Annotated in this window: 30 protein-coding genes and 1 riboswitch; of the genes, 13 read left to right on the forward strand and 17 right to left on the reverse strand. The window is 69.1% G+C overall.

Annotated features, from left to right (window positions below):
- Positions 1–56: 56 nt before the first annotated feature.
- The 5 genes from pip to ACZ3HL_RS35420 all read right to left on the reverse strand — a co-directional run bounded on the left by pip (position 57) and on the right by ACZ3HL_RS35420 (position 4280).
- Positions 57–1004, reverse strand: a complete 948-nt coding sequence (gene pip, locus ACZ3HL_RS35400; RefSeq protein ID WP_465535665.1) for a prolyl aminopeptidase — start codon at positions 1002–1004, stop codon at positions 57–59.
- A 150-nt stretch (positions 1005–1154) separates the two neighbouring features.
- Positions 1155–1886 (reverse strand): ESX secretion-associated protein EspG, encoded by a 732-nt coding sequence (locus ACZ3HL_RS35405; protein WP_465535691.1) that lies wholly within the window; start codon positions 1884–1886, stop codon positions 1155–1157.
- Between the two features lie 26 nt (positions 1887–1912).
- Complete coding sequence (locus ACZ3HL_RS35410) at positions 1913–3256, reverse strand: hypothetical protein (protein ID WP_465535666.1); 1344 nt, start codon at positions 3254–3256, stop codon at positions 1913–1915.
- Positions 3253–3879, reverse strand: a complete 627-nt coding sequence (locus tag ACZ3HL_RS35415; protein ID WP_465535667.1) for a DUF3558 domain-containing protein — start codon at positions 3877–3879, stop codon at positions 3253–3255. Before ACZ3HL_RS35415 ends, ACZ3HL_RS35410 begins: the two co-directional genes overlap by 4 nt.
- Positions 3880–3881: 2 nt before the next feature.
- On the reverse strand, positions 3882–4280 hold the full coding sequence (locus tag ACZ3HL_RS35420; protein WP_465535668.1) for a hypothetical protein: 399 nt from the start codon (positions 4278–4280) through the stop codon (positions 3882–3884).
- A 202-nt stretch (positions 4281–4482) separates the two neighbouring features.
- On the opposite strand from ACZ3HL_RS35420, the gene ACZ3HL_RS35425 reads away from it, so the two are divergent.
- The 5 genes from ACZ3HL_RS35425 to ACZ3HL_RS35445 all read left to right on the forward strand — a co-directional run bounded on the left by ACZ3HL_RS35425 (position 4483) and on the right by ACZ3HL_RS35445 (position 9312).
- Entirely contained in the window at positions 4483–5079 is a 597-nt protein-coding gene (locus tag ACZ3HL_RS35425) for a TetR/AcrR family transcriptional regulator (RefSeq protein WP_125678272.1), read from the forward strand.
- A gap of 158 nt (positions 5080–5237) precedes the next feature.
- On the forward strand, positions 5238–6584 hold the full coding sequence (locus tag ACZ3HL_RS35430) for a hemolysin family protein (protein ID WP_465535669.1): 1347 nt from the start codon (positions 5238–5240) through the stop codon (positions 6582–6584).
- The gene (locus tag ACZ3HL_RS35435) at positions 6581–7624 is read left to right on the forward strand and encodes a hemolysin family protein (protein WP_465422151.1); all 1044 of its coding nucleotides are present in this window, start codon (positions 6581–6583) and stop codon (positions 7622–7624) included. Before ACZ3HL_RS35430 ends, ACZ3HL_RS35435 begins: the two co-directional genes overlap by 4 nt.
- Positions 7621–8532 carry a 3-methyladenine DNA glycosylase gene (locus ACZ3HL_RS35440; protein WP_465535670.1) on the forward strand — a complete coding sequence of 304 codons (912 nt, stop codon included), beginning with the start codon at positions 7621–7623 and terminating at the stop codon, positions 8530–8532. The genes ACZ3HL_RS35435 and ACZ3HL_RS35440 overlap by 4 nt, the downstream gene beginning before the upstream one ends.
- A gap of 93 nt (positions 8533–8625) precedes the next feature.
- On the forward strand, positions 8626–9312 hold the full coding sequence (locus ACZ3HL_RS35445) for a hypothetical protein (protein ID WP_465422153.1): 687 nt from the start codon (positions 8626–8628) through the stop codon (positions 9310–9312).
- Between the two features lie 282 nt (positions 9313–9594).
- On the opposite strand, the gene ACZ3HL_RS35450 is transcribed toward ACZ3HL_RS35445, so the two are convergent.
- Together ACZ3HL_RS35450 and ACZ3HL_RS35455 are read right to left on the reverse strand one after the other, a co-directional pair.
- Positions 9595–10419: an aldo/keto reductase gene (locus ACZ3HL_RS35450; RefSeq protein ID WP_465535671.1), complete on the reverse strand. Its 825-nt coding sequence runs from the start codon at positions 10417–10419 to the stop codon at positions 9595–9597.
- A gap of 48 nt (positions 10420–10467) precedes the next feature.
- Positions 10468–11286, reverse strand: a complete 819-nt coding sequence (locus ACZ3HL_RS35455; protein WP_465535672.1) for a helix-turn-helix domain-containing protein — start codon at positions 11284–11286, stop codon at positions 10468–10470.
- Between the two features lie 114 nt (positions 11287–11400).
- On the opposite strand from ACZ3HL_RS35455, the gene ACZ3HL_RS35460 reads away from it, so the two are divergent.
- A complete protein-coding gene (locus tag ACZ3HL_RS35460) occupies positions 11401–11763 on the forward strand; it encodes a nuclear transport factor 2 family protein (RefSeq protein ID WP_465535673.1) in 363 nt (120 codons plus the stop codon).
- Positions 11764–11766: 3 nt separating this feature from the next.
- On the opposite strand, the gene gcvP is transcribed toward ACZ3HL_RS35460, so the two are convergent.
- The gene (gene gcvP / locus ACZ3HL_RS35465; RefSeq protein WP_465535674.1) at positions 11767–14646 is read right to left on the reverse strand and encodes an aminomethyl-transferring glycine dehydrogenase; all 2880 of its coding nucleotides are present in this window, start codon (positions 14644–14646) and stop codon (positions 11767–11769) included.
- 170 nt (positions 14647–14816) lie between these two features.
- Positions 14817–14918, reverse strand: a riboswitch (glycine riboswitch).
- Between the two features lie 46 nt (positions 14919–14964).
- Positions 14965–15546, reverse strand: a complete 582-nt coding sequence (locus ACZ3HL_RS35470; protein WP_005150040.1) for a MerR family transcriptional regulator — start codon at positions 15544–15546, stop codon at positions 14965–14967.
- A 297-nt stretch (positions 15547–15843) separates the two neighbouring features.
- Here ACZ3HL_RS35470 and ACZ3HL_RS35475 point away from each other — a divergent pair, with 297 nt between their 5' ends.
- Positions 15844–16458, forward strand: coding sequence for a TetR/AcrR family transcriptional regulator (locus tag ACZ3HL_RS35475; RefSeq protein WP_465535693.1), 615 nt, complete (start codon positions 15844–15846; stop codon positions 16456–16458).
- A gap of 195 nt (positions 16459–16653) precedes the next feature.
- Here the strand turns inward: ACZ3HL_RS35475 and ACZ3HL_RS35480 are convergent, their stop codons facing one another.
- From ACZ3HL_RS35480 to ACZ3HL_RS35505, 6 genes are all read right to left on the reverse strand, one after another.
- Positions 16654–17127 (reverse strand): bifunctional nuclease family protein, encoded by a 474-nt coding sequence (locus ACZ3HL_RS35480; protein WP_005150031.1) that lies wholly within the window; start codon positions 17125–17127, stop codon positions 16654–16656.
- A 220-nt stretch (positions 17128–17347) separates the two neighbouring features.
- Positions 17348–18109, reverse strand: coding sequence for a transcriptional regulator FtsR (gene ftsR / locus ACZ3HL_RS35485; RefSeq protein ID WP_465422158.1), 762 nt, complete (start codon positions 18107–18109; stop codon positions 17348–17350).
- Positions 18106–18573, reverse strand: a complete 468-nt coding sequence (garA, locus tag ACZ3HL_RS35490) for a glycogen accumulation regulator GarA (RefSeq protein WP_016334077.1) — start codon at positions 18571–18573, stop codon at positions 18106–18108. The genes ftsR and garA overlap by 4 nt, the downstream gene beginning before the upstream one ends.
- Positions 18574–18698: 125 nt before the next feature.
- Positions 18699–19082: a glycine cleavage system protein GcvH gene (gene gcvH / locus ACZ3HL_RS35495; protein ID WP_465422159.1), complete on the reverse strand. Its 384-nt coding sequence runs from the start codon at positions 19080–19082 to the stop codon at positions 18699–18701.
- 63 nt (positions 19083–19145) lie between these two features.
- Positions 19146–19757, reverse strand: coding sequence for a CDP-alcohol phosphatidyltransferase family protein (locus tag ACZ3HL_RS35500; RefSeq protein WP_465422160.1), 612 nt, complete (start codon positions 19755–19757; stop codon positions 19146–19148).
- Between the two features lie 37 nt (positions 19758–19794).
- Positions 19795–20028, reverse strand: a complete 234-nt coding sequence (locus ACZ3HL_RS35505; RefSeq protein WP_465422161.1) for a hypothetical protein — start codon at positions 20026–20028, stop codon at positions 19795–19797.
- Between the two features lie 307 nt (positions 20029–20335).
- Between ACZ3HL_RS35505 and ACZ3HL_RS35510 the strand changes: the two genes are divergently transcribed.
- Both ACZ3HL_RS35510 and ACZ3HL_RS35515 read left to right on the forward strand, forming a co-directional pair.
- Positions 20336–20854 (forward strand): hypothetical protein, encoded by a 519-nt coding sequence (locus tag ACZ3HL_RS35510; protein ID WP_465422162.1) that lies wholly within the window; start codon positions 20336–20338, stop codon positions 20852–20854.
- A 23-nt stretch (positions 20855–20877) separates the two neighbouring features.
- Entirely contained in the window at positions 20878–21177 is a 300-nt protein-coding gene (locus ACZ3HL_RS35515) for a hypothetical protein (protein ID WP_465535676.1), read from the forward strand.
- Between the two features lie 95 nt (positions 21178–21272).
- On the opposite strand, the gene ACZ3HL_RS35520 is transcribed toward ACZ3HL_RS35515, so the two are convergent.
- Positions 21273–21707, reverse strand: a complete 435-nt coding sequence (locus ACZ3HL_RS35520) for a hypothetical protein (protein WP_465535678.1) — start codon at positions 21705–21707, stop codon at positions 21273–21275.
- A gap of 111 nt (positions 21708–21818) precedes the next feature.
- Between ACZ3HL_RS35520 and ACZ3HL_RS35525 the strand changes: the two genes are divergently transcribed.
- Genes ACZ3HL_RS35525 through ACZ3HL_RS35540 form a run of 4 tightly spaced genes read left to right on the forward strand, consistent with a single transcriptional unit; the run spans position 21819 to position 25583 of the window.
- Entirely contained in the window at positions 21819–22787 is a 969-nt protein-coding gene (locus ACZ3HL_RS35525) for an adenylate cyclase (RefSeq protein WP_465535680.1), read from the forward strand.
- Between the two features lie 2 nt (positions 22788–22789).
- Positions 22790–23764 carry a hypothetical protein gene (locus tag ACZ3HL_RS35530; protein WP_465535682.1) on the forward strand — a complete coding sequence of 325 codons (975 nt, stop codon included), beginning with the start codon at positions 22790–22792 and terminating at the stop codon, positions 23762–23764.
- The gene (locus tag ACZ3HL_RS35535) at positions 23761–24954 is read left to right on the forward strand and encodes an adenylosuccinate synthetase (RefSeq protein ID WP_465422167.1); all 1194 of its coding nucleotides are present in this window, start codon (positions 23761–23763) and stop codon (positions 24952–24954) included. The genes ACZ3HL_RS35530 and ACZ3HL_RS35535 overlap by 4 nt, the downstream gene beginning before the upstream one ends.
- Positions 24951–25583, forward strand: coding sequence for an NUDIX domain-containing protein (locus ACZ3HL_RS35540; RefSeq protein WP_465535684.1), 633 nt, complete (start codon positions 24951–24953; stop codon positions 25581–25583). The genes ACZ3HL_RS35535 and ACZ3HL_RS35540 overlap by 4 nt, the downstream gene beginning before the upstream one ends.
- 1 nt (position 25584) lies before the next feature.
- Here ACZ3HL_RS35540 and ACZ3HL_RS35545 read toward each other — a convergent pair whose 3' ends face one another.
- Positions 25585–26343: a D-Ala-D-Ala carboxypeptidase family metallohydrolase gene (locus tag ACZ3HL_RS35545; RefSeq protein ID WP_465422169.1), complete on the reverse strand. Its 759-nt coding sequence runs from the start codon at positions 26341–26343 to the stop codon at positions 25585–25587.
- Between the last annotated feature and the right edge of the window lie 234 nt (positions 26344–26577).

The raw sequence follows: 26577 nt of genomic DNA on the forward strand, positions 1-26577 counted from the left end.
GGCCCCCTTCCCTCGGCTGAGCCGAGGGAAGGGGGCCTTCACGCGCGGTCCGTCGCTCAGGAGGCGAAGCGGTCCGTCGCACCGATGAGGACTTCGCGCATCGGCTCGTCCTGGGTGCTGTGGCCGACCTCGTCGATGAGCACCAGCTCGCTGCCGGGCCACGCGTGCGCCAGTTCCCACGGGGTGCCGATGAGATTGCCCAGGTCGAGACTTCCTTCGGCGAGCACGGCCGGGATGTGGGCCAGCTTCCCGGCCTCCCGCAGGACCACGCCGTCGTCCAAAAAGGATCCGTGGCTCCAGTAGTGCGTCACCAGCCTGGCGAAGGCGAGCCGGAACTCCGGCGTCTCGAAGCTCTTGTACGGCGGGGACGTCGGGACGACCGCGTCCTCCCAGGCACACCAATCCGCCGCGGCCTTCTCGTGCACCGCCGGATCCGGGTCCATCAGCAGTTTCAGGTAGGCCGCCGCAAGGTCGCCATCGCGATCTTCTTCGGGGACGCCGTCACGGAACTTCGCCCACGCCTCGGGGAAGACACCGCCCAGACCGCGGGTGAGCAGATCTGTCTCGCTCCGGCGTCCGGTGGCCAAGCCCATCAGGACCATCTCCGAGACCCGGTCCGGATACCGCAGGGCGTAGACCAGCGCGAGCACCGAACCCCAGGATCCGCCGAAGAGCAGCCATTTCTCGATGCCCAGATGCTCGCGAAGCCGCTCCATGTCGGCGAGCAGGTGGCCGGTGGTGTTGGCGGAGAGGTCGGCCTCGGGCTCACCGGCGTGCGGCGTGCTCCGGCCGCAGCCGCGCTGGTCGAAGAGCACGACCCGGTACTTGGCCGGGTCGAAGTACCGGCGCATGCCGGTGCTGCACCCGGTTCCCGGGCCGCCGTGCAGCGTGACGGCGGGTTTGCCGTCAGGGTTCCCGCAGACCTCCCAGTACACGAGGTGCCCATCGCCGACGTCGAGCATCCCGTGGTCGTACGGTTCGATTTCCGGATACAGCCGTGTCACGTTCTCGTCCTCCAGACCCCGCCTGAAATACAACAGCGCTGTCACAATAACCGGGACGGGTGCCTCGGCGCGCGTGCTTTAAGTGTCCGTGAAGGCCTCCTTGAGGGACCCTGGGTCCCTCAAGGAGGCCTCCACGGACTCGGCCTGTGGTCAGCCTGCGAGGGTCCCGGAGACGTGCCGGAGCGCGTCGGCCAGCTCCGCCGGGGCCGCGGGTCCGATGTGGACCACCGCGTCGTTGCCGTGCCCGGTGGTGTAGCTGAGGTACCGGCCCCAATCCGTGTCGGCGAAGTGGAGCGGATCCTCGACGGCCACGTGCCTGCCGATTTCGTCCCGCTTGCCGACGTAGAGCTCACCGCTCCCCTCGACCGGCCGCTGCACGAGGCTGACGATGTCCGCGATCACCGGCGGCAGCGAATGCGTGTCCGGGCCGCGCCGGGCCGCCTCTTCGAGCTCGTACGCCCGGACCGTGCGAAGCCTGCCGCCGCCCGCCGGAACGGGCGGCAGCTGTTCGATCAGCGTTTCCGGCAGCCGCCGCCGATCGATCTCCTGCAGCCCGACCCAGTCACCGGACGCCACGGCCAGCACCGCCTGCAAGCCCAGCGAGGCGGCGAGGACGCCGTAGGTCTGGCCCCCGGCGTTCACCCAGCCGTAGTACTCGATGGACGGTTTCGTGAGCACTGGAAGCCAGTCCAGGAAGTCGACCGACGCGCGGCCGCTGGAGTCCAGCAGCCCCGCTTGTGCCAACGCCGCTTCCACTCGTTTGTCCGCCTCCGCACGAGCCGTCCTGGACAGCCAGCGCGGTTCGGGACGCAGCGTGATGTGCAGGTCGCCGACGCGTTCGCGTTCGGCGAGCGCCGCCAAGGCTTCGACCGGGACGTCCACCCGGCCCGTTCTGACGGTCATCCGCGCTACTCGCCGATGACCGGCGGACTGGTCCGCTGGTCGGTGCCGAAGATCGCGTCGGGGTCGGCCTCGATCAGGTAGTCGGGACGCTGGTGCTCGTCGTCGTCGTCACCGTCGGCACGCCTGCCGCCCGCGCCCATCGGGCCCATCGCGCCGGTGCCACCACGGCCGGCACCACCACGGCCACCGGCCAGGTCTCCGCCACCCAGGCCGCCGAGCCCGCCCATGCCGGAACCCCTGCCCGCGCCAAGACCGCCGGAACCGGACCCACCCGGACCGCCCGCGCGGCCGCCGGCGCCGCCCTCGCCGCCGAGAAGCCTCCCGGCCGCGCTGTTGGGCCCGGGAACGTTGCGTCCGCTGGTGCCGCCAGGCGGGTTCGGCCCGGTGCCACCACCGGAGTTGTAGTTCTGGCCCGGCCCGTTCGGGAGACCGATGACGTTGTCCGAGTCACCGGGTACGCGTCCTGGGTTCCTGCCCGGGATGTCGGTCGTCGGTCCCGGCTTGCCCTTGCCGCCGCCGGTCGGGCGCGTGGTGTCGTCGTCGCCGGTACCCGGCGGCTTCCGCGTCGGCGTGGTGATGTTGCCGTCGGGCCTGTCCCTCGGAGGCACCGGGCGGTCCTCGTTGGTGCCCGGCCTGTTCTGGTTCTGGTCGCCGCCCGGCTTGTTCTGGTTCTGGTTGGTGCCGTTGTCGTTCGTGCCGCTGGTGTCGGTGCCGTCGTTGTCGTCACCGCCGCCGTTCCTGCCGGGCTTCACCGGGATGTACGGCGGGATCACGACCGGGGGCGTGACGCCGGGGGTCTTGACGCTGACGTTCGCACCGTCGTTCTTCAGCACGCCGTAATCGGTCGGCAGGCTGGAGCTCGTGCTGCTGGTGACCGAGTCGTACTGGTCCATCACGCGGACGTTGTTCTGGTTCGCCGCCTCGTGCTTCGCGACGCCCTCTTGGTAGTTCTTGATGTCGTTGTTGACCATGAACGGCCCGGCGATCGGGATCGCGCCCTTCAGGCCGGTGGTCCAGGGGTTGGGCTTGTCCGGCTTCGGCGGCACGGGGACGACTGTCTGCCCGGAGTCGTCGAAGCTGTCGGCCTGCATGGTGACCGAGGCCTTCGTGGTGAACAGCGGGTCCGCGGTCTCCTTGAAGGCCTGTTCGAGCGGGCCCGCACCGGCGTTCGCCGCGTCCGCGGCGGACCCGGTCCAGGAGGACGCCATCCGTGACTGCAGGGACTTGATGGCCATCCCACGCTCGACATAGGCCTCTGAGAGTTTCGCGATGCGATCGGCCGCCGAACGCAGGTTGCGGGTATCGCCCTGGGTGAAGTTCTCGAAGATCTGTTTGCCGTCCACCCTCATGCCCCCTTGAGTGTCTTGAGCAGGGCCGACGCGACCTTCTGCGCGGTCCCACAGGAATCCTGTTCGTTCTCGTAGCCCTCGGCTTGGGCGCTGATCGCCAGGTCATCGGCGACGCCGACCGAAAGGTCGCAGTTGCCACGCGCTCGCCGGTCCTGCAGTCCGTAATAGACGGTCGGATAGCCGTCGACGTCGGGGCCGGGCTCCAGGAACTTCAATTGCCCGGCTTCCTTGGCCTTGTGCAGGCCTGTCAGGCCACCCATGCCCTTTTCGCGGTTGCCACTGCCGAGGATGATCTGCAGGCTTTCGGCCTTGCCCCGGATTCCCCAGCTGCAAGCGGGGTTACTGGTGTCGTTCTTCGGTTCTCCGGGCTCGGTGAACCCCAGTTCCGCAGCCGCGGCTGCCGGGAGCAGCTTGCACGCGTCACCGACGAACGCCGAAGCGTCCAGGGGATTCGTCACCTTCGGGACGTTCGGGTCTTCCGGCGCGGCCGAGGGAGCCGATGACGGTGCCGTTCCCTGGGTGGGGCTCGGTGTACCTGGAGTCTCCCCCGTGCACCCTGCGACCACGGCGGAAACGAACAAGAGCGCCACCGCGGCGGCACGATTTCTCAACACGTTCGGCATCCTCAGGTCGTGCGCAGGGTGTTGGCCTGATCGGTGGCCATCGTCTTCGTGCGAGCGAGCTCGAGTTTCTTGATGTACCCCTCGATGTAGTCCTTCATCGAGTCGTTCTGGTTCTGCAGGGAGATCAAGGAGGTGATCCCGGAATCGACGTAACTCGAGCTGGCTTCGTCCTTTCCCGGCGGCATCAGGTCCTCCGAGATCCGGCGGATCTCGTCGCCGTCCTTCACGACCTTCTCCAGCTCGTCTTCCCACAGCCCGATGACGGTCTTCAGCTCCTCGGGGCTCATCTCGAACCCGCCGCCACCACCGCCGCCACCGCCGTAAACGGTCGGTTCCTTCGGCGTGGTCAGGTCACCCCAGACGGCCTTGATCGCGCTCGCGGCGTCGCCGATGATGTTCACGCCCGCACCTTCCCCTCAGCATTCACGCACCGTGACGGACAAAGCGTAGCCAAGCGGCGGACGGCGTGTCAGCCGATCCGGCCGAGTAGTCCGACGTGTCGCGAAGCCGTCTGGTTCCCGCGGCGGCCGATCATCCCGCGAACCGGTCACAGTACGTACGTACGGATTGCATTGACCGGGTTCTCGGTGACAGGATTCCAGGATGCCACGGGTCAGCCAGGATCACCTCGACGCACGCCGGCGCCAGATCCTCGACGGCTCCCGCGTGTGCTTCGCACGCTATGGCTACGAGGGTGCCACCGTCCGGCGGCTGGAGGAAGCCACCGGCCTTTCCCGTGGTGCGATCTTCCACCATTTCCGCGACAAGGAGTCCCTCTTCCTGGCCTTGGCCGAGGACGACGCGGTGCGCATGGCCGACATCGTCGCCGAGCAGGGCCTCGTCCAGGTGATGCGCGAACTGCTGACGAACCGCAGCGAGCACCCCGCCGACTGGCTCGGCACGCGGCTGGAAGTCTCCCGGCGGCTGCGCACCGACCCCGAGTTCCGCGCCCGCTGGGCCGAGCGGTCCCACCAGCTGACCGCCGCGACCCGCCGCCGTCTGCTGCGCCAGCGCGACGCCGGGATCCTGCGTGACGACGTCGACGTCGACGTCCTGACCGCCTACCTCGAGCTCGTTCTCGAAGGTCTCGTCTCGCACCTCGCGATGGGCCAGCCGGGGGACGATCTCGGCCCCGTTCTCGACCTCGTCGAGGAGAGCGTGCGGCGGCACCGGGCCCACGCGGCCGGGGGAACGCGTTAAGATTGTCCTATCGCCGCAGGACAGCGGCGGTATCTGTTGGTTTCCGATCGAGGAGTGACTCTTTTCGTGCGCGACGCGCAGTCACCTGGTGACAGTATCGAGCCGGGTGGCACACCCGGCTGTTCCGTGGCTCTTCCCGCCGACCCCGCCGGCAGGGAATGATGGAAGTCCTGCTCGCCGTTCTCGGCATTCTCCTGTTCCTCCTGCTGACCGTCGGCACCGGCCTCGCCGTCGCCGCCGAGTTCTCCCTCACCGCGCTCGAGCGCAGCACGGTCGACGCGAACGTCCGCCAGGTCGGTGACAAGCGGGCGCACACCGTGCAGAAGGCCCATCGCACGCTCTCGTTCCAGCTCTCCGGTGCGCAGGTGGCGATCACCATCACCACCCTGATCACCGGTTACCTCGCGGAACCGGTGATCGGTGACCTCCTCCACCCGCTGTTCACCGCCGTCGGGTTCTCCGAAGGCGTGGCGAACGGGGTGTCGCTCGCGGTAGCGCTGATCCTGGCCACGTCGCTGTCGATGATCCTCGGCGAAATGATGCCGAAGAACCTCGCGATCGCCCGGCCGCTGCAGACCGCGCGCGCCGTCGCGGGGTACCACTCACGGTTCTCGTCGCTGTTCCGCTGGCTCATCACCTTGATGAACAACAGCGCCAACTTCCTCGTCCGCAAATTCGGCGTCGAGCCGCAGGAGGAACTGCGGTCGGCCCGGTCGCCGCAGGAACTCGGCTCGATCGTGCGGTCCAGCGCGGAGAGCGGCACGCTCGACACGTCGACGGCCGAACTGCTGGACAAGTCGCTGCGTTTCGGCGAGCGGACGGCCGAAGAGCTGATGACACCCCGCGTCCAGCTCGAATCGCTGACCGTGGACGACACCATCTCCGACCTCATCGAGATTTCGCGCCGCACCGGCTTTTCGCGTTTCCCGGTCTACACCGAGGATCTCGACGACGTGCAGGGCGCGGTGCACATCAAGCAGGCGTTCACCGTCCCGGCCGCGCAGCGCGCCACGGTACGGATCGGTTCGGTCATGCGGCCGATCCCGACGGTGCCCGAATCGCTGCCGGGCGACTCGCTGCTCAACCGGCTGCGTGATTCCCGGTTCCAGCTCGCGATCGTCGTCGACGAGTACGGCGGCACCGCGGGCCTGGTGACGCTGGAGGACGTGGTCGAAGAGATCATCGGCGACGTCCGCGACGAGCACGACGACCGGGAAGCACCGTCCTCCCAGCAGGTCGGCGCCGACAACTGGCTCGTGTCCGGGCAGCTTCGCGCCGACGAGGTCACCGACGAGACCGGGTTCCGGATGCCCGACGGCGACTACGAGACCATCGCCGGCCTGATCCTCGAACGGCTCGGCCGGATCCCCTCCCCCGGCGACGCCACCGATCTCGACGCCTGGCGGCTCACGGTGACCAGAATGGACCGTCTCCGCATCGCCGAGGTCGAAGTCCGGCGGATCAGCGAGACCGCCACGTCCGCCGAGCAGGAGCCCGCCCGATGAGCGACTGGTTCAACATCTTCCTCGTCGTGGTCCTCCTGCTGGCCAACGCGTTCTTCGTCGGCGCCGAGTTCGCGCTCATCTCGTCCCGGCGCGACCGGCTGGAAGCCCTGCTGGAGCAGGGGAAGACCCGGGCCCGGATCGTCATCAACGCGAGCAGGAACGTCTCGCTGATGCTGGCGGGCGCGCAGCTCGGCATCACCATCTGCTCGCTGCTGCTCGGACGGCTCGGCGAGCCCGCCGTCGCGCACCGGCTGGCCGGGTTCTTCGAACTGTTCGGGATTCCCGAGGTCCTGCTGCACCCGATCTCGTTCGCGATCGCGCTGGCGTTCATCACGATCCTGCACGTCCTCATCGGCGAGATGGTGCCGAAGAACCTCGCGATCGCCGAGCCGGAGCGGCTGGCGCTGTGGCTGGTCCCGGTGCACGTGGCCTGGGTGAAGCTCGCCAACCCGTTCATCTGGCTGCTGAACTTCGTCGCGAACTCGCTGCTGCGGGTGTTCAAGGTCGAGCCGAAGGACGAACTCGAAACCGCCTACACCTCCGACGAGCTCGCGGAACTGCTCAGTGAGTCGCGGCGCGAGGGGCTGCTGGAGCATTCCGAGCATCAGCGGCTGAGCAAGACGCTGTCCTCGGTGGAGAAGACGGTGGCCGACGTGCTGGTCCCGACGGCCCAGCTGACCACGCTGCCCTGCTCGCCCACCCTTGGCGACGTCGAGCGCGCGGTGTCCTCGACCGGGTTCTCCCGCTTCCCGGTCTGCACCGACGACGGAACGCTGACCGGCTACATCCACGTCAAGGACATCCTCGACCTCGTGGGCGAGGATCCCACCACCGTGGTGCCGCCGGACAAGACTCGCGCGCTCACCGAACTGCACGCCGACGCCCGGCTCGACGAGGCGTTGTCGGCGATGCGCAAGGAAGGCAGCCACCTGGCGCGGGCGCTGAGCCCGGCGGGGGCGGCGGTCGGCGTCGTCGCGCTGGAGGACCTCGTCGAGGAATACGTGGGAACCGTCCGCGACGGTACCCACGTCATGTCATGACCGGCCCGATCGTTCTTCCCGAGCCCGTCTGGCGGGCCCGGGAGGACGAGCACGTCACGCGGATGCGGCGCTGGACGACACCGCACCAGCGCCGCCGCTCACGGGACGAAAAGCATCCGGTGCTCGACTTCCTCTTCACCTACTACTCGCACCGTCCGGGGCATCTCGAACGCTGGCAACCGGGTCCGGGAGTCGTGCTCGAAGGCGCGTCCGCCCGGCGGTTCCTGGAGCGGAAGGGTTACCTGGAGACCCCCGAGGGCGTCATGCTCGATCCAGCGGGCTTCACCGAGGGCCGGGCCAAGACCGCCGAATTCGTCCTCGGACTGCTTTCCGCGACCGCGTCCCGCTCTCCGAGACTCAGTTGTTTCGGGCTGCACGAATGGGCAATGGTTTACCGGGAATCGGCGGATGAGGTGCGTCACTCACAACTCCCGCTCCGCCTCGGTTCGGCCGGAACCGACGGTGTGGTCGAGTCGCTGGAGATCCGGTGCGGGCATTACGACGCGTTCCGGTTCTTCACCGAGCCCGCCCGGCCTCGCAACACGCTGCGGCCGGCGCGGGAGAACCAGGCCGAGTTCGAACAGCCGGGCTGCCTGCACGCCAACATGGATCTCTTCAAGTGGGCGTACAAACTCGATCCGTTCGTGCCCGCCGAGCTGGTCGGGGACTGTTTCGAGCTGGCGGCGGACATCCGGGAACTGGACATGCGGGCCAGCCCGTACGATCTGGCGGAGTTCGGGTACTCGCCCGTGCGGATCGAGAGCCCGGAAGGCCGCGCCGAGTACGCACGCGCGCAGGCCGCGTTCGCCCGCCGGGCGGCGCCGCTGCGTGAGCACCTGATAGCGCATTGCCAACGGCTCCTCGCCGAGTTAAAGAAGGTGCCCGCGACACGCGGAAAACAACTGTGAGTCGTCACATTCCCCGTAACATCCTCCCCTGTTAGAGTGATAACGGTTTGATTGCATACGCAGCGCGAGCGCGCACGTTTCGAAAGGACAACGATGGGGCGACACAGCGTGGCCGAGGAGCCGGTGCCGCATCCCCTCGACCCGCCGAAGCGGCCTCAGGGCCGCGGTGAGGCGACCGGTTCACACCGGATCGTCGGGAAGAAGGCCCCGCGGCGCCGGATCGCCAAGTGGCCGATCGCCTGTCTGGTCCTCGTGGTCCTGGTCGCGATCGGCGTGTTCGGCTGGAACTGGGCCGACGGCGAGCTCAACACCCGCGCCGAAGCCCAGGCCAAGGCGTGCAGCGCCGGCGACACCCCGATGCGGGTCGTCGTCACCCCCAGCATCGAAAAGCCCGTGCGCGCGGCGGCCGAGCGGTGGAACAACGCCGCGACCGTGGTCCGCGACCACTGCGTGGTCATCCAGGTCGACGCGCTGTCCTCCGCGTCGGTGCTCGACGGCCTCGTCGGGCGAACCAATCTCGACTCCATCGGCGGCCTTCCCGCCGCCTGGATCCCCGAGTCCTCCTACTGGGTGACCGAGCTGAACACCGCCAAACCCGAACTGGTCGGATCGCCCGCCCAGTCGGTCGCGACGGCGCGTTCGGCCGACTACCCGCTCGTCGGGCTCGCCGGCAAGAGCATCGACGAGGTCCAGATGCGCGCCGCTCAGACCTTCCGTCAGTACCTGCAGCAGCCTGCCCAGCAGGCCGACTTCGCCGCCGCGGGTATCAAGGCCACCTGACAGGCCCCGAACCACGGGAAAGGCCCCTTCGCCGCTCGGGAAGGGGCCTTTCCCGTACCTCGACTCTCGTGAGTGGGCACCTACGTGGATTCCGGCTGCGGTCCGTGAAGGCCTCCTTGAGGGACTCTGGGTCCTTCAAGGAGGCCTTCACGGACTTGGGTAGTGGCCACATTCGCCCCACGTGCACCAGTAGTCACAGGGGTCGTGCGTGAAGGCCCCCTTCCCTCGGCTGAGCCGAGGAAACTCGACCTTCATAACTTGGGTTAGAACCGTCCTTACCACTCACGAGCCGAAGGTGTCCGGATCCGGGCCGGTGCGCGTCCCGTCGTCGAATTCGGCGAGCGCCGCGAGGTCGTCCTCAGCGAGTTCGAAGTCGAAGACGTCGAAGTTCTCCCGGATCCGGGACGGCGTCACGGACTTCGGGATCGCGACCGTGCCGAGCTGCAGATGCCAGCGCAGCACGAGCTGCGCCGGGCTCTTGCCGTACTTGGCGGCGAGGGCCGTCAGTGTCGGGTCCGAGAGCAGCGATCCCTGCGCGAGCGGGCTCCACGCCTCGGTGACGACGCCGTGCTCGGCGTGGAACTCCCGCAGCGCCTTCTGCTGGAGTCGCGGGTGCAGCTCGACCTGGTTGACCGCGGGCACGATCCCGGTCTCGTCGAACAGCCGCCGCAGATGCGGGACGTGGAAGTTCGACACCCCGATGGCGCGTGCCCGGCCGTCCGCGTAGAGCTTTTCCAGCGCCCGCCACGTTTCGACGTACTTCCCGCGGGCAGGCATCGGCCAGTGGATCAGATAGAGGTCCACGCGGTCCAGGCCGAGTTCCGCGAGGCTCGCGTCGAACGCGCGGAGCGCTTCGTCGTAGCCGTGGCCCGGATTCGGCAGCTTGGTGGTGATGAACAGTTCTTCGCGGGGCACGCCCGCCGAGCGGATCGCCTCGCCGACGCCGGCTTCGTTCCCGTACGACGCCGCGGTGTCGATGCTGCGGTACCCGGCCTCGATGGCGGTCCGGACGACCTTGGCCGTATCGCCCGAGGGGACCTGCCAGACGCCGAAACCGAGTTGGGGGATGGTTACCTCGTTGTTCAGGACGACGGAAGGCACGGCCATGGAAGCGGAATCCTCACTGGAGTCTGTGGCGGGACTTCTTGGCCAGCATCATTCCACCCCACGCGCCGCATACGCGCGCAGATATTCCGCCGTGTCCGCGTCGGCCGGGAAGAAGGACTCGATCACCAGCTCGGCGACCGTGACGTCCAACGGCGTCCCGAACGTGGACACGGTGCTGAAGAACGTGAGTTCGGCGCCCTCGTGTCGCAGCTTCAACGGGACGAAGATGTCGCCCGGTCCAGGGACCTCCACCTCGGGGACGGGATCCGCGCACGGGTACGAGAGCAGTTCCTCCAGGAGTTCGGTCAGCGCCGGGTCGGCCGTCTGGGTCACCTGCCGCCGCAGCCTGCCGAGCAGATGTGCGCGCCACTCCCCCAGGTTCAGCACGTGCGGCGCCATCCCCTCCGGATGCAGCGTCACCCGCAGGACGTTGACCGGCGGCGTCATCAAGGCGGGCGAGACCAGGCCGGTCATGATCGAGATGCTCGCGTTGGCGTCGACCAGGTTCCACCAGCGGTCCGCGACGGCGGCCGGGTACGGCTCGTGGCTGGTCATCAACTGACGGACCGCCTTGCGGACCGCCGCCATTTCCGGGGCGCCGAGGCCGCTTTCGGCGTACGCGGGCGCGTAGCCCGCCGCCAGCAACAGCTGATTGCGTTCCCGCAAGGGCACCTCCAGATGCTCGCCGAGCCGCAGCACCATGTCGCGGCTGGGCTTGGACCGGCCGGTCTCCACGAAGCTCAGATGCCGGGTGGAGATGTCCGCCGAGATGGCGAGATCCAGCTGGCTGATCCGTCGGCGGTCACGCCATTCACGGAGGAGTTCGCCGACGGGGCGGCCCGCGGTCACTGTGGTCGTCACGATCACGAACCTACGGCCCCGCGCGCGGAGCCGCCATTACCTCCCGCGTAATCGACGGGACCCACCCTGGGCCGACAGAGTTGCGGCATCGGTTACCCCGCAACAGAACGAGGAGACACCATGTCGGACATCCAGCGCGTCGCCGAGCAGTACATCGCCGTGTGGAACGAGACCGACGCGGCCAAGCGCCGCGCGCTCATCGCCGAAGTGTTCACCGAGGACGCCGCTTACACCGACCCGCTCGGCGCGGTCACCGGCCACGACGGCGTCGACGGCTTCATCGCCGGCGCCCAGGCCCAGTTCGCGGGCCTGCGGTTCAGCCTGCCGGCGGCGCCGGACGCGCACCACGACATCGCGAGGTTCCAGTGGTACCTCGGCCCGGAGGGTGCGGAAGAGCCGCTGGCGATCGGCTTCGACGTCATCACCGTCGAGGACGGGCGGATCAAGCAGGTGCTGGGCTTTCTCGACAAGATGCCCGGCTGACACTCAGGCAAAGGCCTCCGGCGGCGGGCAGGAGCAGACGAGGTTGCGGTCCCCCGCGGCCCCGTCGATCCGCCGCACCGGAGGCCAGATCTTCGCCGCGGTGAACCCGGCGGGGAAGACCGCGGTCTCCCTGCTGTACGGGCGATCCCACTCACCCGCGAGACAGCGCGCGGTGTGCGGGGCGTTGCGCAGCGGGCTCGCGTCCACCGGCCACTCCCCCGCGGCGACCTTCTCGATCTCGCCGCGGATCGCGATCATCGCGTCGCAGAACCGGTCGAGTTCGCCGAGATCCTCGCTCTCGGTGGGCTCGACCATGAGCGTTCCCGCGACCGGGAAGGACATCGTCGGCGCGTGGAGGCCGTAGTCGGCCAGCCGCTTGGCCACGTCGTCGACGGTGACGCCGGTCCGTTTGGTGAGCGCGCGGAGGTCGAGGATGCATTCGTGCGCCACGAGTCCCTCGCGCCCCGAGTACAGCACCGGGTAATGCGCGGCGAGACGTTTCGCGACGTAGTTGGCGTTCGCGACCGCGGTCAGGGTCGCACGCCGCAGGCCGTCGGCGCCCATCATCCGGACGTAGGCCCAGGAGATCGGTAGGATCGACGCGCTCCCCCACGGCGCGGCGCTGATCGGGCCGACGCCGGTGGCCGGGCCGGCGTCCGGTTGCAGCGGGTGGTTCGGCAGGTACGGCGCCAGATGCGCGCGGACGCCGATCGGTCCGACACCCGGCCCGCCGCCACCGTGCGGGATGCAGAAGGTCTTGTGCAGGTTGAGATGGGAGACGTCGGCGCCGAACTTCCCGTACTGCGCCACCCCGATCAGGGCGTTCAGGTTCGCGCCGTCGACGTACACCTGGCCACCCGCGTCGTGCACCAGCGCGCAGACCTCGCGGACGGTGTCCTCGTACACGCCGTGCGTCGAGGGATAGGTGATCATGATCGCGGCGAGGTCGTCGGCGTGCTCGTCCACAGTGGACCTGAGGTGGCCGAGGTCGATATTGCCCTCGTCGTCGCATTTCACCACGACCACGCGCATCCCCGCCATGACGGCGCTGGCCGCGTTCGTCCCGTGCGCGCTGGACGGGATCAGGCAGACGTCACGCGCGGCGTTCCCGCGTTCGCGGTGATAGGCGCGGATCGCCAGCAGCCCGGCGAACTCGCCCTGGCTTCCGGCGTTCGGCTGCAGGGAGACCGCGTCGTAGCCGGTGATGCCGGCGAGCCACCGCTCCAGGTCCTTCACGACGGTGAGCAGACCGGCCGCGTCCTCGGCGGGTGCGAACGGGTGCAGCCCCGCGAACTCGGGCCAGGTGATCGGCTCCATCTCGGCCGTGGCGTTGAGTTTCATCGTGCAGGAACCGAGTGGGATCATGCTCCGGTCGAGCGCGACGTCCTTGTCGGACAACGACCTCAGGTACCGGAGCAACGCGGTCTCCGAGCGATGCGCGTGGAAGACCGGATGTGTCAGGTAGTCGCTGGTGCGGCGCAGATCCGGCGGGAAGCCGTCCGCGGTGTCCGCGTCGAGCGAGTCCACATCGGACACCGCGACCCCGAACGCCTTCCACACCAGGGAAAGGTGCTCACGGGTGGTCGTCTCGTCACAGGCGACGGCGACGTGGTCGGAGTCCACGAGCCGCAGGTTGACCCCGAGTTCCCGGGCGGTGGCGACGATGCCGGTCGCACGACCGGGGACGCCGACCAGCACGGTGTCGAAGAACTCGCAGTGCACGACGTCCACACCGTTCTCGGCGAGCCCCGCCGCGAGCACCGTGGCCATCCGGTGCGCGCGGTTCGCGATGGCGCGCAGGCCTTCGGGACCGTGGTACACCGCGTACATCGACGCGATCACCGCCAGCAGCACCTGGGCGGTGCAGATGTTGCTCGTCGCCTTCTCACGGCGGATGTGCTGCTCGCGGGTCTGCAACGCGAGCCGGTACGCGGGGGCGCCGTCGGCGTCCTTCGACACCCCGACCAGCCGTCCGGGCAACTGCCGTTCGAGCCCCTGCCGGACGGCGAGGTACGCCGCGTGCGGCCCGCCGAAGCCCATCGGGACACCGAAGCGCTGCGTGGATCCGATCGCGACGTCGGCACCGAGCTCACCGGGCGACCGCAGCAGGGTCAGCGCCAGCGGATCGGCGGCCATCACCACCGCCGCGCCCAGCGCCTTGGCCTCAGCGATGGTGTGGTCCCATTCGCGGACGACGCCCGACGCGCCCGGATACGAGAGCAGCACCCCGAAGAAGTCGCCGCCGAGCCCGAGGCCGGTGATGCCCTGGGACAGATCCGCGGTCACCAGCTCGATGCCGAGCGGCTCGGCGCGGGTGCGCAGGACCTCGATCGTCTGCGGAAGGGTGTCCTCGTCGACCACGAACCGGTTCGACTTCGCCTTGCCCGCCCGGCGGACCAGCGTCATCGCCTCCGCCGCGGCGGTCGCCTCGTCCAGCATGGAGGCTCCTGTGATCGGCAGACCGGTCAGGTCGGACACCATGGTCTGGAAGTTCAGCAGCGCTTCGAGGCGGCCTTGCGAGATCTCCGGCTGGTACGGCGTGTACGCGGTGTACCAGGCCGGGCTCTCCAGCACGTTCCGCCGGATCACCGGCGGGGTCACGGTGTCGTGGTAGCCGAGGCCGATCATCTGGACCATCGGCCGGTTGCGCGCGGCCAGCGCGCGGAGTTCCGCGAGCGCGCCGGTCTCGGTGGCGGGCGGCGGCAGATCCGGCGGTGCCGCGGACTCGCGCAGCGACGTGGGGACCGCCCGCTCGGCGAGTTCGTCCAGGGAGGCGACGCCGACGACGTCGAGGATGCGCGCGAGCTCTTCGGTGCCGGGACCGATGTGCCGGTCCGCGAAGGGGGTTCCGGATTCGAGAGCGGCCAGTGAAACGGGCTCCATCGGGGACCTCCCAAGACGCGGGGGTGGGGCCGGGACGATTGTCCTGGCCCTCCCCACTCTGTCCGTACCCCCGTGGGGGCGCCTGAGAGTTTCGCCCGAGTGTTGAGCCGGGCTTGCACCGTCGGCGGGGCCGCCAGGCTGTGACCTGGCGAACCACTTTCCAGAGGCGTCTCTTCCGCGCGGTCCAGGGTGCCTGAGAGGTTCCGGGGAGGACTTGCTCCTTCGGCGCCGAGCTCAACGGTTATCGACTCGGTCTCTCCCGCGCGGATTCGTCGACCGCGGAAGTGAGCCTACCCTGCCGCCCACGCGGCTTCATGATCAGCCTGTGCGACGCGCGTTGCGGCGCTGCGTGAGCTCGTCCGGCGTGACCGTTTCGATCACGCCGCCGTCCGCCCGTTCGGCCGGGAACTCGTGGATGGTGCCGCTGATCTCCTGCATCGCTCCGCTGACCGCGATCCCGAACACGCCCTGCCCGCCCTGGAGTAAATCGACGATCTCTTCGGGCGAGGTGCACTCGTAGACGGTGGTGCCGTCGGAGAACAGGGTGACCTTGGCGAGGTCGCGGACGCCGCGCAGGCGCAGGTGGTCGACGGCGACGCGGATGTTCTGCAGGGAGACACCGGTGTCCAGCAGCCGCTTGACGACCTTCAGGACGAGGATGTCCTTGAACGAGTAGAGCCGCTGCGACCCGGAGCCGTGCGCCGTGCGGATGCTCGGCGCGACCAGCTTCGTGCGGGCCCAGTAGTCGAGCTGCCGGTAGGTGATCCCGGCGATCTGACAGGCGGCGGGACCACGGTAACCGACGAGTTCGTCCGGGAGGGAAGAGTCGGGGAACAGCTCGCCCTGCTCGCCGTCAGCGACCGGAACGAGCGGCTCTTGAGGGCTACCAGCCTCGACCACGCCATGCCTCCCCTCGCCCGACCTGGCGGCCGGCGAACAAAGCCGCGCGGACCCACGTGAGCCCGCACCGGAGTTCCTCGTCAAGACGAATGCCCCAGACATCCGAATCACACCTTGGCGATTCACCTCCATTGACGGTAAGCGCGTCCGGCAAACCGGTCAACGCGACGCGCGGTCGGCCTCAAGCTCTTCTTGAGGCTTGTCGAGCACAGTCCCCCATTCGGCGGCACGGTGGCGCGTTTTACTCAGGCGTGTTATTTTTTACTCATGCAAGTAACTCCCTCCACGCAGAGCGCCATGCAAGAGGTCCAGGCGGAGCTGGGGCTGTCGGTCACCGAGGCCGCCCGGCGGGCCCAGATCATCGGGGCCACGATCGCGACGATCTCCGACCTCGGCTACCACAAGACGTCGTTCGCGAAGATCAAGGAACGGGCCGGGCTGTCCAGCACCCGGATCATCTCGTACCACTTCACCAACAAGGCCGGCCTGATGCAGGCCGTGGTCACCACCGCGACCGGGATGAAGGACAAGTTCCTCCAGGAGCGGATCCAGGGCACGACCGACCGGGCCGGGCTGCTGCGCGGTTACATCGAGTCGGAGATCGCGTTCCTCGGCTCGTACCCGGAACTGGTGCGGGTCATGGTCGAGATGGGTTCGAGCGGCTCGGACGCGGAGGGCTGGTTCATGTCGGCGCCGCTGGTCGAGGAATTCCGGACCGGCCGGCTCGAACGTCAGCTACGCCAGGGGCAGCAGGAAGGCGCTTTCGGCGGCTTCGCGGCGGACGTGATGGCGTTGTCGATCGCACAGGCCATCGACGGCGTCGCGGCGAAGTTCGCGGCGGATCCGGAGCTGGATCTGGAGCGGTACGGGCGGGAGCTGGCGGACCTGTTCGTCAAGGCGACCGCGGCCTGACTCGCCGATCGTGCCTTGGCGGTGCCCGGGCGACGGTTCGGCGTGTCTGGACGGACGACACACGTGATCAGATGGACGACACGCGTGTTCGGGCGGACGACTCGCGGCGGAACGCTGTCACACGCGTGTCGTCCAGTCCGAGGGCGTCGCGAACCGCATTCAGAGGACTGAACGCGCATGAAAGAAGGGGCGGGATCAGGTGTCCGCGCCGCGGAAGTCCTCCGGCGAGACCGAGTCGAGGAACTCGCGGAACTTCTCGACCTCGTCCTCCTGCTCGTCGGGGATGATGAGGCCCGCTTCCTCGAGCACCGCGTCCACGGCGTGGATGGGCACGCCCACCCGCAGCGCCAGCGCCACCGAATCGCTCGGTCGCGCCGAAACCCGGATGTCCCCGTCGAAGACCAGCTCCGCGAAGAACGTGCCTTCCTTCAGATCGGTGATCACGACCTGCTCCAGCTCACGGCCCAACGCTCCGATGACCTCCTTGAGCAGGTCATGGGTGAGCGGACGGGCCGGGCGGACTCCCTGCTGCTCCAAGGCGATGGCGGTGGCCTCGACCGAGCCGATCCAGATCGGCAGGTAACGCTCGCCTTCGGTTTCCCGCAGCAACAAGATCGGCTGATTCGCGGGTAGCTCCACCCGCACGCCGACGACGCGCATCTCGCTCATCGGGCTTCGCCTCCCTCTCGTGCGCACGGGCTGCAACGCTTGTCTCGACGACCAAGCGACGGCAGTCCCGACGCTACCCGTCTTCCGAGCGCTGTGCTCGCTGTCTCCGACATTCTCGGTTCGCCCGTGGCAAACCCGACTCTCACGGTACGGCATAGGATGCCGAACATTCAGGCATTGACAAGTGGCCGCACAACGGCTCCCGGTCCCCCGAAGCCGTTCAACCGCCCGTGACGGCCCGTATTCCGGCCTTCACCAAGAGCGTGTGCAACGCCACGGTCAAGGCGGCCAGCTCGCGGACGACTTCGTCGCCCCTCGCCTGGGCGTCCTCGTCACGATGCCGATACACCGGGGTCACGATCTGCTCCAGCAGGCCCACCTCGCGGTCGGCCGCGGCCCGGAAGGCACGCAGATGTCTCGGCTCTATACCGAATTCGGTCATCGCCTTCACGGTTTTCGCCACGAGGACCGCGTCCGGGTCGAAGAACCCCGCCGCCCCCGGGCGGACGAGACCGTATTGCCGCAGCTCAGCCAGGGTGGCGGCGTCGATGCCGGCCTGGCGGAGCAGATCTTCCTCGGTCAGCCTGATCTCGCGATCGGTCTCGAAGTCCCCCGGGGACGGCAGTCCGCCGTTCTCACCGGGGGCGTCGAGCGACACGAGTTTCCGCGGCAGCCGCGGCATCTCCGCTGAGGGCGCGGCGCCCTGATCCGCCGCGTCCAGCTGTTCCTTGATGACCTTCAGCGGGAGGTAGTGATCCCGCTGGGCGGACAGGACGAACCGCAACCGCTCCACGTCCGCCGGAGCGAACTGCCGGTACCCCGACGGGGTCCGGCCCGGCTGGACCAGACCCTCCGCCTCGAGGAACCGGATCTTGGAGATGGTGACATCGGGAAAGTCGCCGCGCAGCTGTGCCAGCACGGCCCCGATGCTCAACCCATCGCGCTGCGACGCATCCCGATCAGGCCGCCCGGCCGCCGTCACCGCGCCCCCTGGCCCCCGGAACCCGGGCCGGTCAGGAAGACCAGGCGGAACTTGCCGATCTGCACCTCGTCGCCACCGGCGAGGACGGCCTGGTCGACCGGCTCGCGGTTGACGTAGGTGCCGTTGAGGCTGCCGACGTCGATGACGACGAACTCGCCGCCCTCACGGCGGAACTCGGCGTGCCGCCGGGAGACCGTGACGTCGTCGAGGAAGATGTCGCTGTCCGGGTGCCGCCCCGCGCTGGTGGTGTCGCGGTCCAGCAGGAAGCGCGAACCGGCGTTCGGACCCCGCTTGACGACCAGCAGCGCGGAACCCGCGGGCAGCGCGTCCACACCCTGGACGGGGGCCTCGGCAGCCGGAGGAGCCTCGGTGCCTTCGACGTCGGCCAGGAAGTCGGCCCGGAAGACAGAAGTCCGCTCCGGAGACTGCTCCGGGGGAACGCCGGGCCCGTCGTTCGTGCTCACCTGAGCTCTCCTAACGCATGTGTGTTGCCACTACTCAAGAACGTGTGGAGGTCAAACGTACCGTGCCTGATCGAATCTCCGGCCCGCGGCTCCCCCTACTCTTCCCGAAGGGCCGCGGCCTGCGGCTATTCCTTGATCAGCGCCTGGTAGGCCTCGGCCTCCAGCAGGGATTCCACCGAGCCGGCGTCGTCGAGACGGAGCTCGATCAGCCAGCCTTCACCGTAGGGGTCGCTGTTGATCAGCTCGGGCGACTCGGTCACCGCGTCGTTGACCGCGACCACCTCGCCGTCGAGCGGGGCGAACAGCTCCGAAACACTCTTGGTCGACTCGACCTCGCCGAACGCGTCGCCCGAACCGACCTGCTTGCCGACCTCCGGCAGTTCGACGAACACCACGTCACCGAGCTGGTCCTGGGCGTACTCCGTGATGCCCACCCGCACGAGCCCTCCGTCGCGCACGGAGACCCACTCGTGTTCCTCGGTGTACCGCAGTTCTTCTGGAGTGGACAACGCCGCTCCCCTTTCTGGTGCCCTCGCTCGAAACCGACGCGCGCAGTTTCGCATCCCGCCGGGTCACGCGCCCGGCGCCTCCCGCAAGGCGCGCACGGTCTGGACGATGTACAGCACGCCCGAATAGACGTACAGGACCGCACCCCACGCCGTGAAGGCGTATCCGATCGGCCGGGCGATCGCGGCGATGTCGGAACCGCCCTGGGTGAGCAGCAGGAACGGGAAGGCGTACATCAGCACGAAGGTGGCACCCTTGCCGATGTAGGTGACCTCCGGAGGGGCGAACCCGCGGTGCCGCAGCAGCAGCACGCAGACGCCGAGGACGGCCTCGCGGGCGACCAGCGGGACCACCAGCCACCACGGGATGATGTCGCGGATCAGGAACGCGATGAGGGTCGCGAGGATGTAGAGCCGGTCGGCGGCGGGGTCGAGCAGCTGGCCGAGCCGCGACATCTGGTTGAGCCAGCGGGCGAGTTTGCCGTCGAGCCAGTCGGTGAGCGCGCTGAACACGAGCAGCGCGAGCGCCCAGCCGTCCTCCTTCGGGCCGAGGAGCAGCCACAGGAAGACCGGCACCCCGGCGAGCCGGAGGATCGAAAGCATGTTGGGGACGTTCAGGGCCTGCCGCAGCAGGGAAGGCTCTTCGCTGGTCACGCTCGGTTCGGGGGGCGTACTCACCCGCTCAGCCTAGCCAGCGGCGGCAGATCCTCCCCCGTCAGCTGGCCCGGGTGTGGGTCCAGCCGCGACGCTGCAGGTCCGCGCTGGTCAGCGCCACGGGCCTGCCCCGGTGGTCGGTGCCCATCCAGCGGTTGTGACCGGCGGAGGTTTCGAGGACGTACGGGCGGCCACCACACCAGACGACGGTGCACGGTGCCGTCGGTGGCAGCTCCGCGCTCGCCGGTGCGGTGGCCTGGGGTGACGCGGGGTCGGTCTGTTCGTCGGTCTTCATCACTCTCACGGTTTCGTGACGGGGACTGGGACACGCCGGAGCGCTACCTTTGTTTTCGGCAGAACGGGTCCGCGCGTTAACGGATCCGGCGTGGATTCGTCCGATCGGTTCGCGACGACAACAGGGTGTCGTCACGCTGTGAACGGCATGTTAATCGTCCACAATGGACAGTGCTTGCGCGGTCCTCGCGTAGCGCGGCGTCGCGGGCGCGATAACCTCCCGCGAATCGAATGTGGCTCAATGCCACGACATCGGGCCCGGCCGGGTCAGAATGGGCCGGCCACGACCGGCCGACGAAGGGATCGCCTTGCCCGCCTCGACCACCACGGGAACGTGGCGGCGCCTGTTCGCGGCCTGCGCCGTCTGTGCCGCCGTCGGAACGCTCGCCGCCTGTTCGGGCGAAGATCCGCCACCGCCTGTCACCTTGATGTCGGCCTCGCCGCCCTCGCTTCCCACCGCGGCGTCCAGTGTGTCGGTGCCGCCCATCCCGTCGCAGACCGCGCCGAGCCGCTCCGCCGGCCCGCCTCCCACTTCCCAGCCGAAACCCGCTGAACCGGTTCAGGGTTCGTGCGGCACGGTCACCGCGGCCAGCGGCCTGACCCTGCAGGTGCTCAACGGCCCCGGGGTCTCGTGCGCGGACGCGACCGGGATCGTCGGTTCGTTCCACAAGAGGATCGCCGGACGTCAGTCCGCGAGCTCGGACGAACCGGTCAGTGAGACCGTGGACGGCTGGCTGTGCGTCTCCGGTGCTCCCGCCGCACAGGGCGGCACCAGTTGCAGCAAGGGCGAACAGAACGTGTTCGCCGCTGTCGTCCCCGTCGAATGAACCATCCTCGAGAAGAAGGGCCCATGAAGAGCCTCGCCGTGCTCCCCGCCGCGTTCGCCGTCGTCCTGCTGAGCGGTTGCGGCGCGGATCCCGCTCCCGCCGCCGCGCCGTCGTCGTCTCCCGTCCCCGCGGCCGATCAGGTTCTGGCCGGCACGCCGTGCGGTGAGGTCACCGGGTTCCAGGGCGCGAAGAACAAGGTCGTCGTCCGCGGGAAGGCCGACTGCGCCGAAGCGACTCGAGTGCTCACGGACTATTTCGCCAAGCTGACGCCCGCCGAGGCGGCGTCACCGCAGGGGCCCGGCCCCGTGGTGGTCGGGCCCTGAACCTGCGGTAGCGGGCCGAACGATCCGGTGACGAGCTGCTCGACCGAGGACGAGCGCCAGATCGAAGCCACCCGGAGCTGAGCCACCCGGCGGCGTCACCGCTCGCGACGCCGCCCGGTCCGGCCCTTCCGGTACAGGACGCCGAGCCCGATCAGCATTCCCAGCAGGACCAGGCCGCACAGCGCGACCATCGCCAGGCTCAGGACCCGGTTGGACCTCGACGGGTAAGCGAATCCGTCACCGGCGAAGATCCTGTCGCCCTCCGCGACCCTTTCGCCGTCGATCCTCCCGCGCCCGGTGCGCCCGTCGTCGAACCGCCACCCGGCCTCGCAGTAGGGAAACCGGCCGCTCATCGGCGGCCCTTCCTCGACGCATCCCGAGACAGCGACGACCGTGACGTCCTCGCCGGTGTCCAGTTCACGCACGCGGTCACCGATCGCTCCCCCGGCGACCCACAACAGGAAGACGAACGGGATCCCGGCCAGCAGCAGCCGGGACGGAACACTGGGTTTCCGCGGTTCACCTGACAAGAAAATCCTTTCGGTTCGGCCCTTTCACGCTATTCGCCGGAGCGGCGGAGCGGCACGGGATTTGTACCCACCCTCTTGCCACACCAGGTAAGAGTCGTCTAGACTCAAACTATGCTCACCAGGGAAGACGCCGTGACGATGGTCGAGAACACGGTCGACGCGGCCGCTCTGTTCGCGCGCCATCGCTACCGCGAACTGGCGGCCGTACTCCACCCCGACCGCAACCCCGGCGACGAGCGCGCCCATCGCGCCGCCGCCACGCTCAACCGGCTCCACGACGAGTGGAAACGTGCCCGGCGCCAGACGGTCACCACGGCGACGTCGGCGTACACCCTCACCACGCCGCACGCGGTGGGCAGTGTCGCGACGACCTACCGGACCACCGGGCCGCATCTGGTGAAACTCGTCCGCGACCCGGCGCTCAACCCGCTGATCCACGCCGAGTGGGCGGCATTGCGCACGCTCGACGGCTTCACCGAACGGCACCGCTGGCTGCGCCCCTACTACCCACGGCTGCTGGACACCTCGGGTCCGGTGGCCAGGGGTGACCGCGCGTTCAGCGTCCTCGACCCGCTCGTCGACGGTTTCGTCACCCTCGCCGATGCCGGGAAGGCCTTCCCCGGCGGGCTCGACGGCCGCGACTACGCGTGGATGCACCGTCGTCTCCTGCGCGCGGTGGCCGGCGCGCATCGCGCGGGTGTCGTCCACGGCCACCTCACCGCGGACAACGTGCTCGTCCATCCGGAGCGGCACGGCATCGTCGTCGTCGGCTGGTCCTTCGCCGTCGAGGACGGCGTCCTCCCGCTCGCGGCGGACAACTCCATCGACTACCCACCGGAAGTCCACAAAGGACTGCCGATGACCGCCGCCACCGACGTCCGCATGCTCCACCGCATGATGCTGGAACTCCTGGCACCGGACGAAACCCGGCAGCGCGAGTTCGCGACGTGGTGCACACAGGACAACCCCGCACAACGGCCCGACGCCGCCGATCTGCTCGACGAATACGACGCGCTGCTCGACGACCTCTACGGCCCCCGCACCTTCCGACCCTTCACCATCCCCGAGACAGGAGCCTGACCATGGGACACGGACACTGGGACGACAACGCCTACGCCGCCGCGAAGACCTTCCGGAAGGCCAAGGGCGAGGACGACTTCGGCTACACCGCCGATCTCCGCTCCAAGCCCGCGAAAGACTGGAAGGTCGCGCCCGCGCTCGACCCGCTGAACGCGGTCCGGGAATGCCGGGATTCGGCCGACCACACCGATTCGACGCCGATCGCGGTGCTGTTCGACGTCACCGGCTCGATGCGCCGGGTGCCGCGGGTCATGCAGGGCAAGCTCGGCAAACTGCACGGCCTGCTGAAGCGCCGGGGGTACCTGGCCGACCCGCAGGTGATGTTCGGCGCGATCGGCGACGCCGACAGCGACCGGGTTCCCTTGCAGGTCGGGCAGTTCGAATCGGACAACCGGATGGACGAGCAGCTGCGCACGATCTTCCTCGAAGGCGGTGGCGGCGGGCAGAAGAGCGAGTCCTACGAACTGGCCGCGTACTTCATGGCGCGGCACGTCGTGACCGACGCGTGGCAGAACCGCGGCCGCAAGGGCTATCTGTTCGTCATCGGCGACGAGCTGAACAAGCCCGCGCTGGAGGCGCGCCACATCCGCCGCGTGATCGGGGACGACGTGCGGGAGGACATCGACCCGGCGTCGGTGTACCGGGAGCTGGCCCGCAAGTGGCACGTCTACTTCGTGCTGCCGAACCAGTCGTCGTACTACAACGACCCGGAGATCGGCGAACACTGGAGCGGTCTGCTCGGCCAGAACTTCCTGAAGCTCGACGATCCCGGCGCGGTGTGCGAACTGATCGCGGCCACCATCGGGCTGGAGGAACGGGTCGTCGACGTCGACCGGGCGCTCGCCGATCTCGCGGACGTCGGCTCGGTCGCCGAAAGCAAGGCGGTCGGCAAAGCGCTGGCGAAGCTGGGCACCAAGTCGGTCGTCACCTCGGCGGTGCCGGAGCCGGACGGGCCGAGCGACGTGGTGCTGCGATGAGTCTCCTGGACGGTCACGTGGTGGTGGTCGGGCTCGGCTTCGGCGACGAAGGCAAGGGCGCGGTGGTCGACGCGCTCTGCGCCGCCCGGCCCACCACCGCCGTGGTCCGCTTCAACGGGGGCGCGCAGGCCGCGCACAACGTCGTCGTGGACGGGCGGCATCACACGTTCAGCCAGTTCGGGGCGGGCACGTTCGCCGGCGTGCCCACCCATCTCTCGCGGTTCGTGCTGGTCGAGCCGTTCGCGCTGGCGGCGGAAGCGCGGCGGCTCGAAGCGGCAGGCGTCCGGAATCCGCTCTCGCTGCTGAGCGTGGACGGCCGGGCCCTGCTCACGACGCCGTTCCACATCCACGCCAACCGGGCCAGGGAGGAGGCCCGGGGCGCGAACCGGCACGGCTCGTGCGGCAAGGGCATCGGCGAGACCGTCTGGTACTCGCTGCTGCCGGGGGCGGCGCCGGGCGAGGTGGTGGAAAACCAGGAAGTGATCGGGACGCCGGGGGAAGCGCCCACGGTCGCCGACTGCGCCACCCCGTCGGTGTTGCGGCGCAAGCTGGACGCGCTCGCGCGGTTCTACGCGCCGCTCGCCACGCCGCCGCACGGCGTGGACGAACTGGTGGCGTTGTACCGCGATTTCGCGGACGCGGTGCGGATCACCGGCGGGGACGAAACGGGACGGCTGGCGGATTCCGGGCGGCTTGTCTTCGAGGGAGCGCAGGGGGCTCTCCTCGACCAGCACCACGGATTCCATCCGCATACGACCTGGTCCACCACCACGCCGCACAACGCCCGCGCCCTCCTGGGTGGGCGCCCGCACACCGTCTTGGGCGTCACGCGGACCTACCTCACCCGGCACGGCGCGGGTCCGCTGCCGACCGAGTCCGCCGCCGTGCTCGCGCGTTTTCCGGAGGCACACAACGAAACCGGGGAATTCCAGGGCGCGTGGCGGGCAGGTCATCTCGACGCGGCCCTGCTCGACTACGCGATCGCGGCCTGCGACGGCGTGGACGCGCTCGCGGTGACGCATCTCGACGCGACCGGGCTGAAGGTCGTACCCGGGGACGGCTCCCCCGCCGTCGACCTGCCGGATCCGCTGGAGTGGTTCGGCGAGCGGCTGCCGGTGGCCGTCGCCGGGTACGGGCCGGACAGGGCCGGTTACCGCGTCGCGGAGGCAAGGTCGACAATCAACGCGTGATCGAGTCGACGCCGGTGTCCGTTGACGTGCTCGTGGTGCGGTTCGCCCCCGGCACCAGGAAAGTGCTGCTGGGAATCGCGCCGCGAGCCGCCGAGCCCTTCGAGGGGGAACTCGCGCTGCCCGGCGTGCTGCTCGGGCTCGGGGAACGGCTGAGGGAGGCGGCGAGCCGGGCGGTGGCCGGGAAACTCGGCCTCCCGCCGGACGCCGTGTCGGCCACGGGGCAGCTCGCCACCTTCGACGAGCCGAACCGTGATCCCCGCGGTCCCACGCTCTCGATCGCCTTGTGGGCCACGGTGGATCCCGCGCTCGACGAGCCGGGGAACGTGGTGTGGGCTCCGCTGGACGAGGTCCCGCCGCTGGCGTTCGACCACGACCGGATCGTGGCGGACTGCCGCCCGATGCTGGCCGAACGGCTGTGGCGGGACGTCGCCTTCACCGCCGGGCTGCTGGGGCGGATCTTCACGACGGCGCAGGCGCTGGACGTCACCGAAGCGCTGACCGGGGACCGCCCCTATCCGGCCAACCTCGGCCGGACCATGGAGCGGGTCCCCGGTTTACGGCGCACCACCGAACACGCGGCCGCCCTCCCCAAGGGAGGACGGCCGCCGTCGCTGTGGCGCTGGGAGTGACTCAGATCCCGCAGGACGAGGCCGACCAGAACCGCGTCGACCGGTGTGCCACGTGGGTGTGATCGTTGTGCCCGGGGTAGCCCGGGCCGAGGATCTCACTGAACCCGTGGTTGCGGGCCTGCCTGGCCAGCCCGCAGAAGCCCTGCGAGCCCGCCCCGAGGTCGACCGCGTCGCCGTAGAGGTGACGGCTGTTGGTCGCCCCGCCGACGGCGTTGTTGCAGGCGACGCTGCGGAAACCGCCGTTGACGTCGATCGGCCGGTCGCCCATGGCATGCCGCATCGCCTGCAGCTTCCACATCGAGACCAGTGCGTTGGCCTTGGCCGTCGCGGCTGAGACGTTGCCGCCCGACCAGTCGGAGTTGCACCGGTTCAGCTCCGCGTAGGTGAAGTTGACCGGCGTGCAGTCGTCGTCCTGCAACGCGTAGAGCTTGCTGAACGTGGCCGATCCGGCGATACCGTCCGCGGCCAGCCCGTACGCCTGCTGGAAGCGGGTGACCGCGGCCTTGGTGCCCGCGCCGAACTGGCCGTCGATGGCGAGAACGCCCCCGTAACCGGGGTAACCGGCGACCCGGATCTGCAGTTGCCGGACGTCCTCACCGGACGCGCCCTGGGACAACGTGCGTCCCCAGGAGTAACAGGCGTCGGCGACGGACACCTCGCCCGCCGTCACCGGACCAGGATCGGCGGCGGCCGGCGCGGCCACCGCGGTACCGAGCCCGGCCACCAGGGCGAGCATCGGCAGGAGGAAACGAATGCGCATGACAGGAACACCTTTCAAGCAGGGAAGGTGAGACCCGTGACCCCCACGGGTTGTCAACGATTCACTGCACGGGATGCTAACGCGGTTCCGGTTACCGCGCTGTGGGTCGTTCGACCCACACGGCCCCGCACTTGCCGAAGTCCGTGAAGACATCCCTGGGTTTTGTGTGTCAAGCGGTGGTGGTGTGGTGGGCCCAGGCGGTGTTTTCGTTGTAGTGGGTGTGGGTTTTGAGGC

Source organism: Amycolatopsis sp. NPDC000009, assembly GCF_055563465.1.

What these genes read in the sequence shown, in the direction of transcription:
- ACZ3HL_RS35415 (WP_465535667.1), bottom strand. Translation starts at nt 3,879, where the DNA reads ATGCCGAACGTGTTGAGAAATCGTGCCGCCGCGGTGGCGCTCTTGTTC.
- ACZ3HL_RS35460 (WP_465535673.1), top strand. Translation starts at nt 11,401, where the DNA reads ATGTCGGACATCCAGCGCGTCGCCGAGCAGTACATCGCCGTGTGGAAC.
- ACZ3HL_RS35515 (WP_465535676.1), top strand. Translation starts at nt 20,878, where the DNA reads ATGAAGAGCCTCGCCGTGCTCCCCGCCGCGTTCGCCGTCGTCCTGCTG.
- ACZ3HL_RS35530 (WP_465535682.1), top strand. Translation starts at nt 22,790, where the DNA reads ATGGGACACGGACACTGGGACGACAACGCCTACGCCGCCGCGAAGACC.
- ACZ3HL_RS35450 (WP_465535671.1), bottom strand. Translation starts at nt 10,419, where the DNA reads ATGGCCGTGCCTTCCGTCGTCCTGAACAACGAGGTAACCATCCCCCAA.
- ACZ3HL_RS35435 (WP_465422151.1), top strand. Translation starts at nt 6,581, where the DNA reads ATGAGCGACTGGTTCAACATCTTCCTCGTCGTGGTCCTCCTGCTGGCC.
- ACZ3HL_RS35525 (WP_465535680.1), top strand. Translation starts at nt 21,819, where the DNA reads ATGCTCACCAGGGAAGACGCCGTGACGATGGTCGAGAACACGGTCGAC.
- ACZ3HL_RS35480 (WP_005150031.1), bottom strand. Translation starts at nt 17,127, where the DNA reads ATGAGCGAGATGCGCGTCGTCGGCGTGCGGGTGGAGCTACCCGCGAAT.
- ACZ3HL_RS35440 (WP_465535670.1), top strand. Translation starts at nt 7,621, where the DNA reads ATGACCGGCCCGATCGTTCTTCCCGAGCCCGTCTGGCGGGCCCGGGAG.
- gcvP (WP_465535674.1), bottom strand. Translation starts at nt 14,646, where the DNA reads ATGGAGCCCGTTTCACTGGCCGCTCTCGAATCCGGAACCCCCTTCGCG.
- ACZ3HL_RS35430 (WP_465535669.1), top strand. Translation starts at nt 5,238, where the DNA reads ATGATGGAAGTCCTGCTCGCCGTTCTCGGCATTCTCCTGTTCCTCCTG.
- ACZ3HL_RS35410 (WP_465535666.1), bottom strand. Translation starts at nt 3,256, where the DNA reads ATGAGGGTGGACGGCAAACAGATCTTCGAGAACTTCACCCAGGGCGAT.
- ACZ3HL_RS35545 (WP_465422169.1), bottom strand. Translation starts at nt 26,343, where the DNA reads ATGCGCATTCGTTTCCTCCTGCCGATGCTCGCCCTGGTGGCCGGGCTC.
- ACZ3HL_RS35535 (WP_465422167.1), top strand. Translation starts at nt 23,761, where the DNA reads ATGAGTCTCCTGGACGGTCACGTGGTGGTGGTCGGGCTCGGCTTCGGC.
- ACZ3HL_RS35445 (WP_465422153.1), top strand. Translation starts at nt 8,626, where the DNA reads ATGGGGCGACACAGCGTGGCCGAGGAGCCGGTGCCGCATCCCCTCGAC.
- ACZ3HL_RS35475 (WP_465535693.1), top strand. Translation starts at nt 15,844, where the DNA reads ATGCAAGAGGTCCAGGCGGAGCTGGGGCTGTCGGTCACCGAGGCCGCC.
- ACZ3HL_RS35505 (WP_465422161.1), bottom strand. Translation starts at nt 20,028, where the DNA reads ATGAAGACCGACGAACAGACCGACCCCGCGTCACCCCAGGCCACCGCA.
- ACZ3HL_RS35425 (WP_125678272.1), top strand. Translation starts at nt 4,483, where the DNA reads ATGCCACGGGTCAGCCAGGATCACCTCGACGCACGCCGGCGCCAGATC.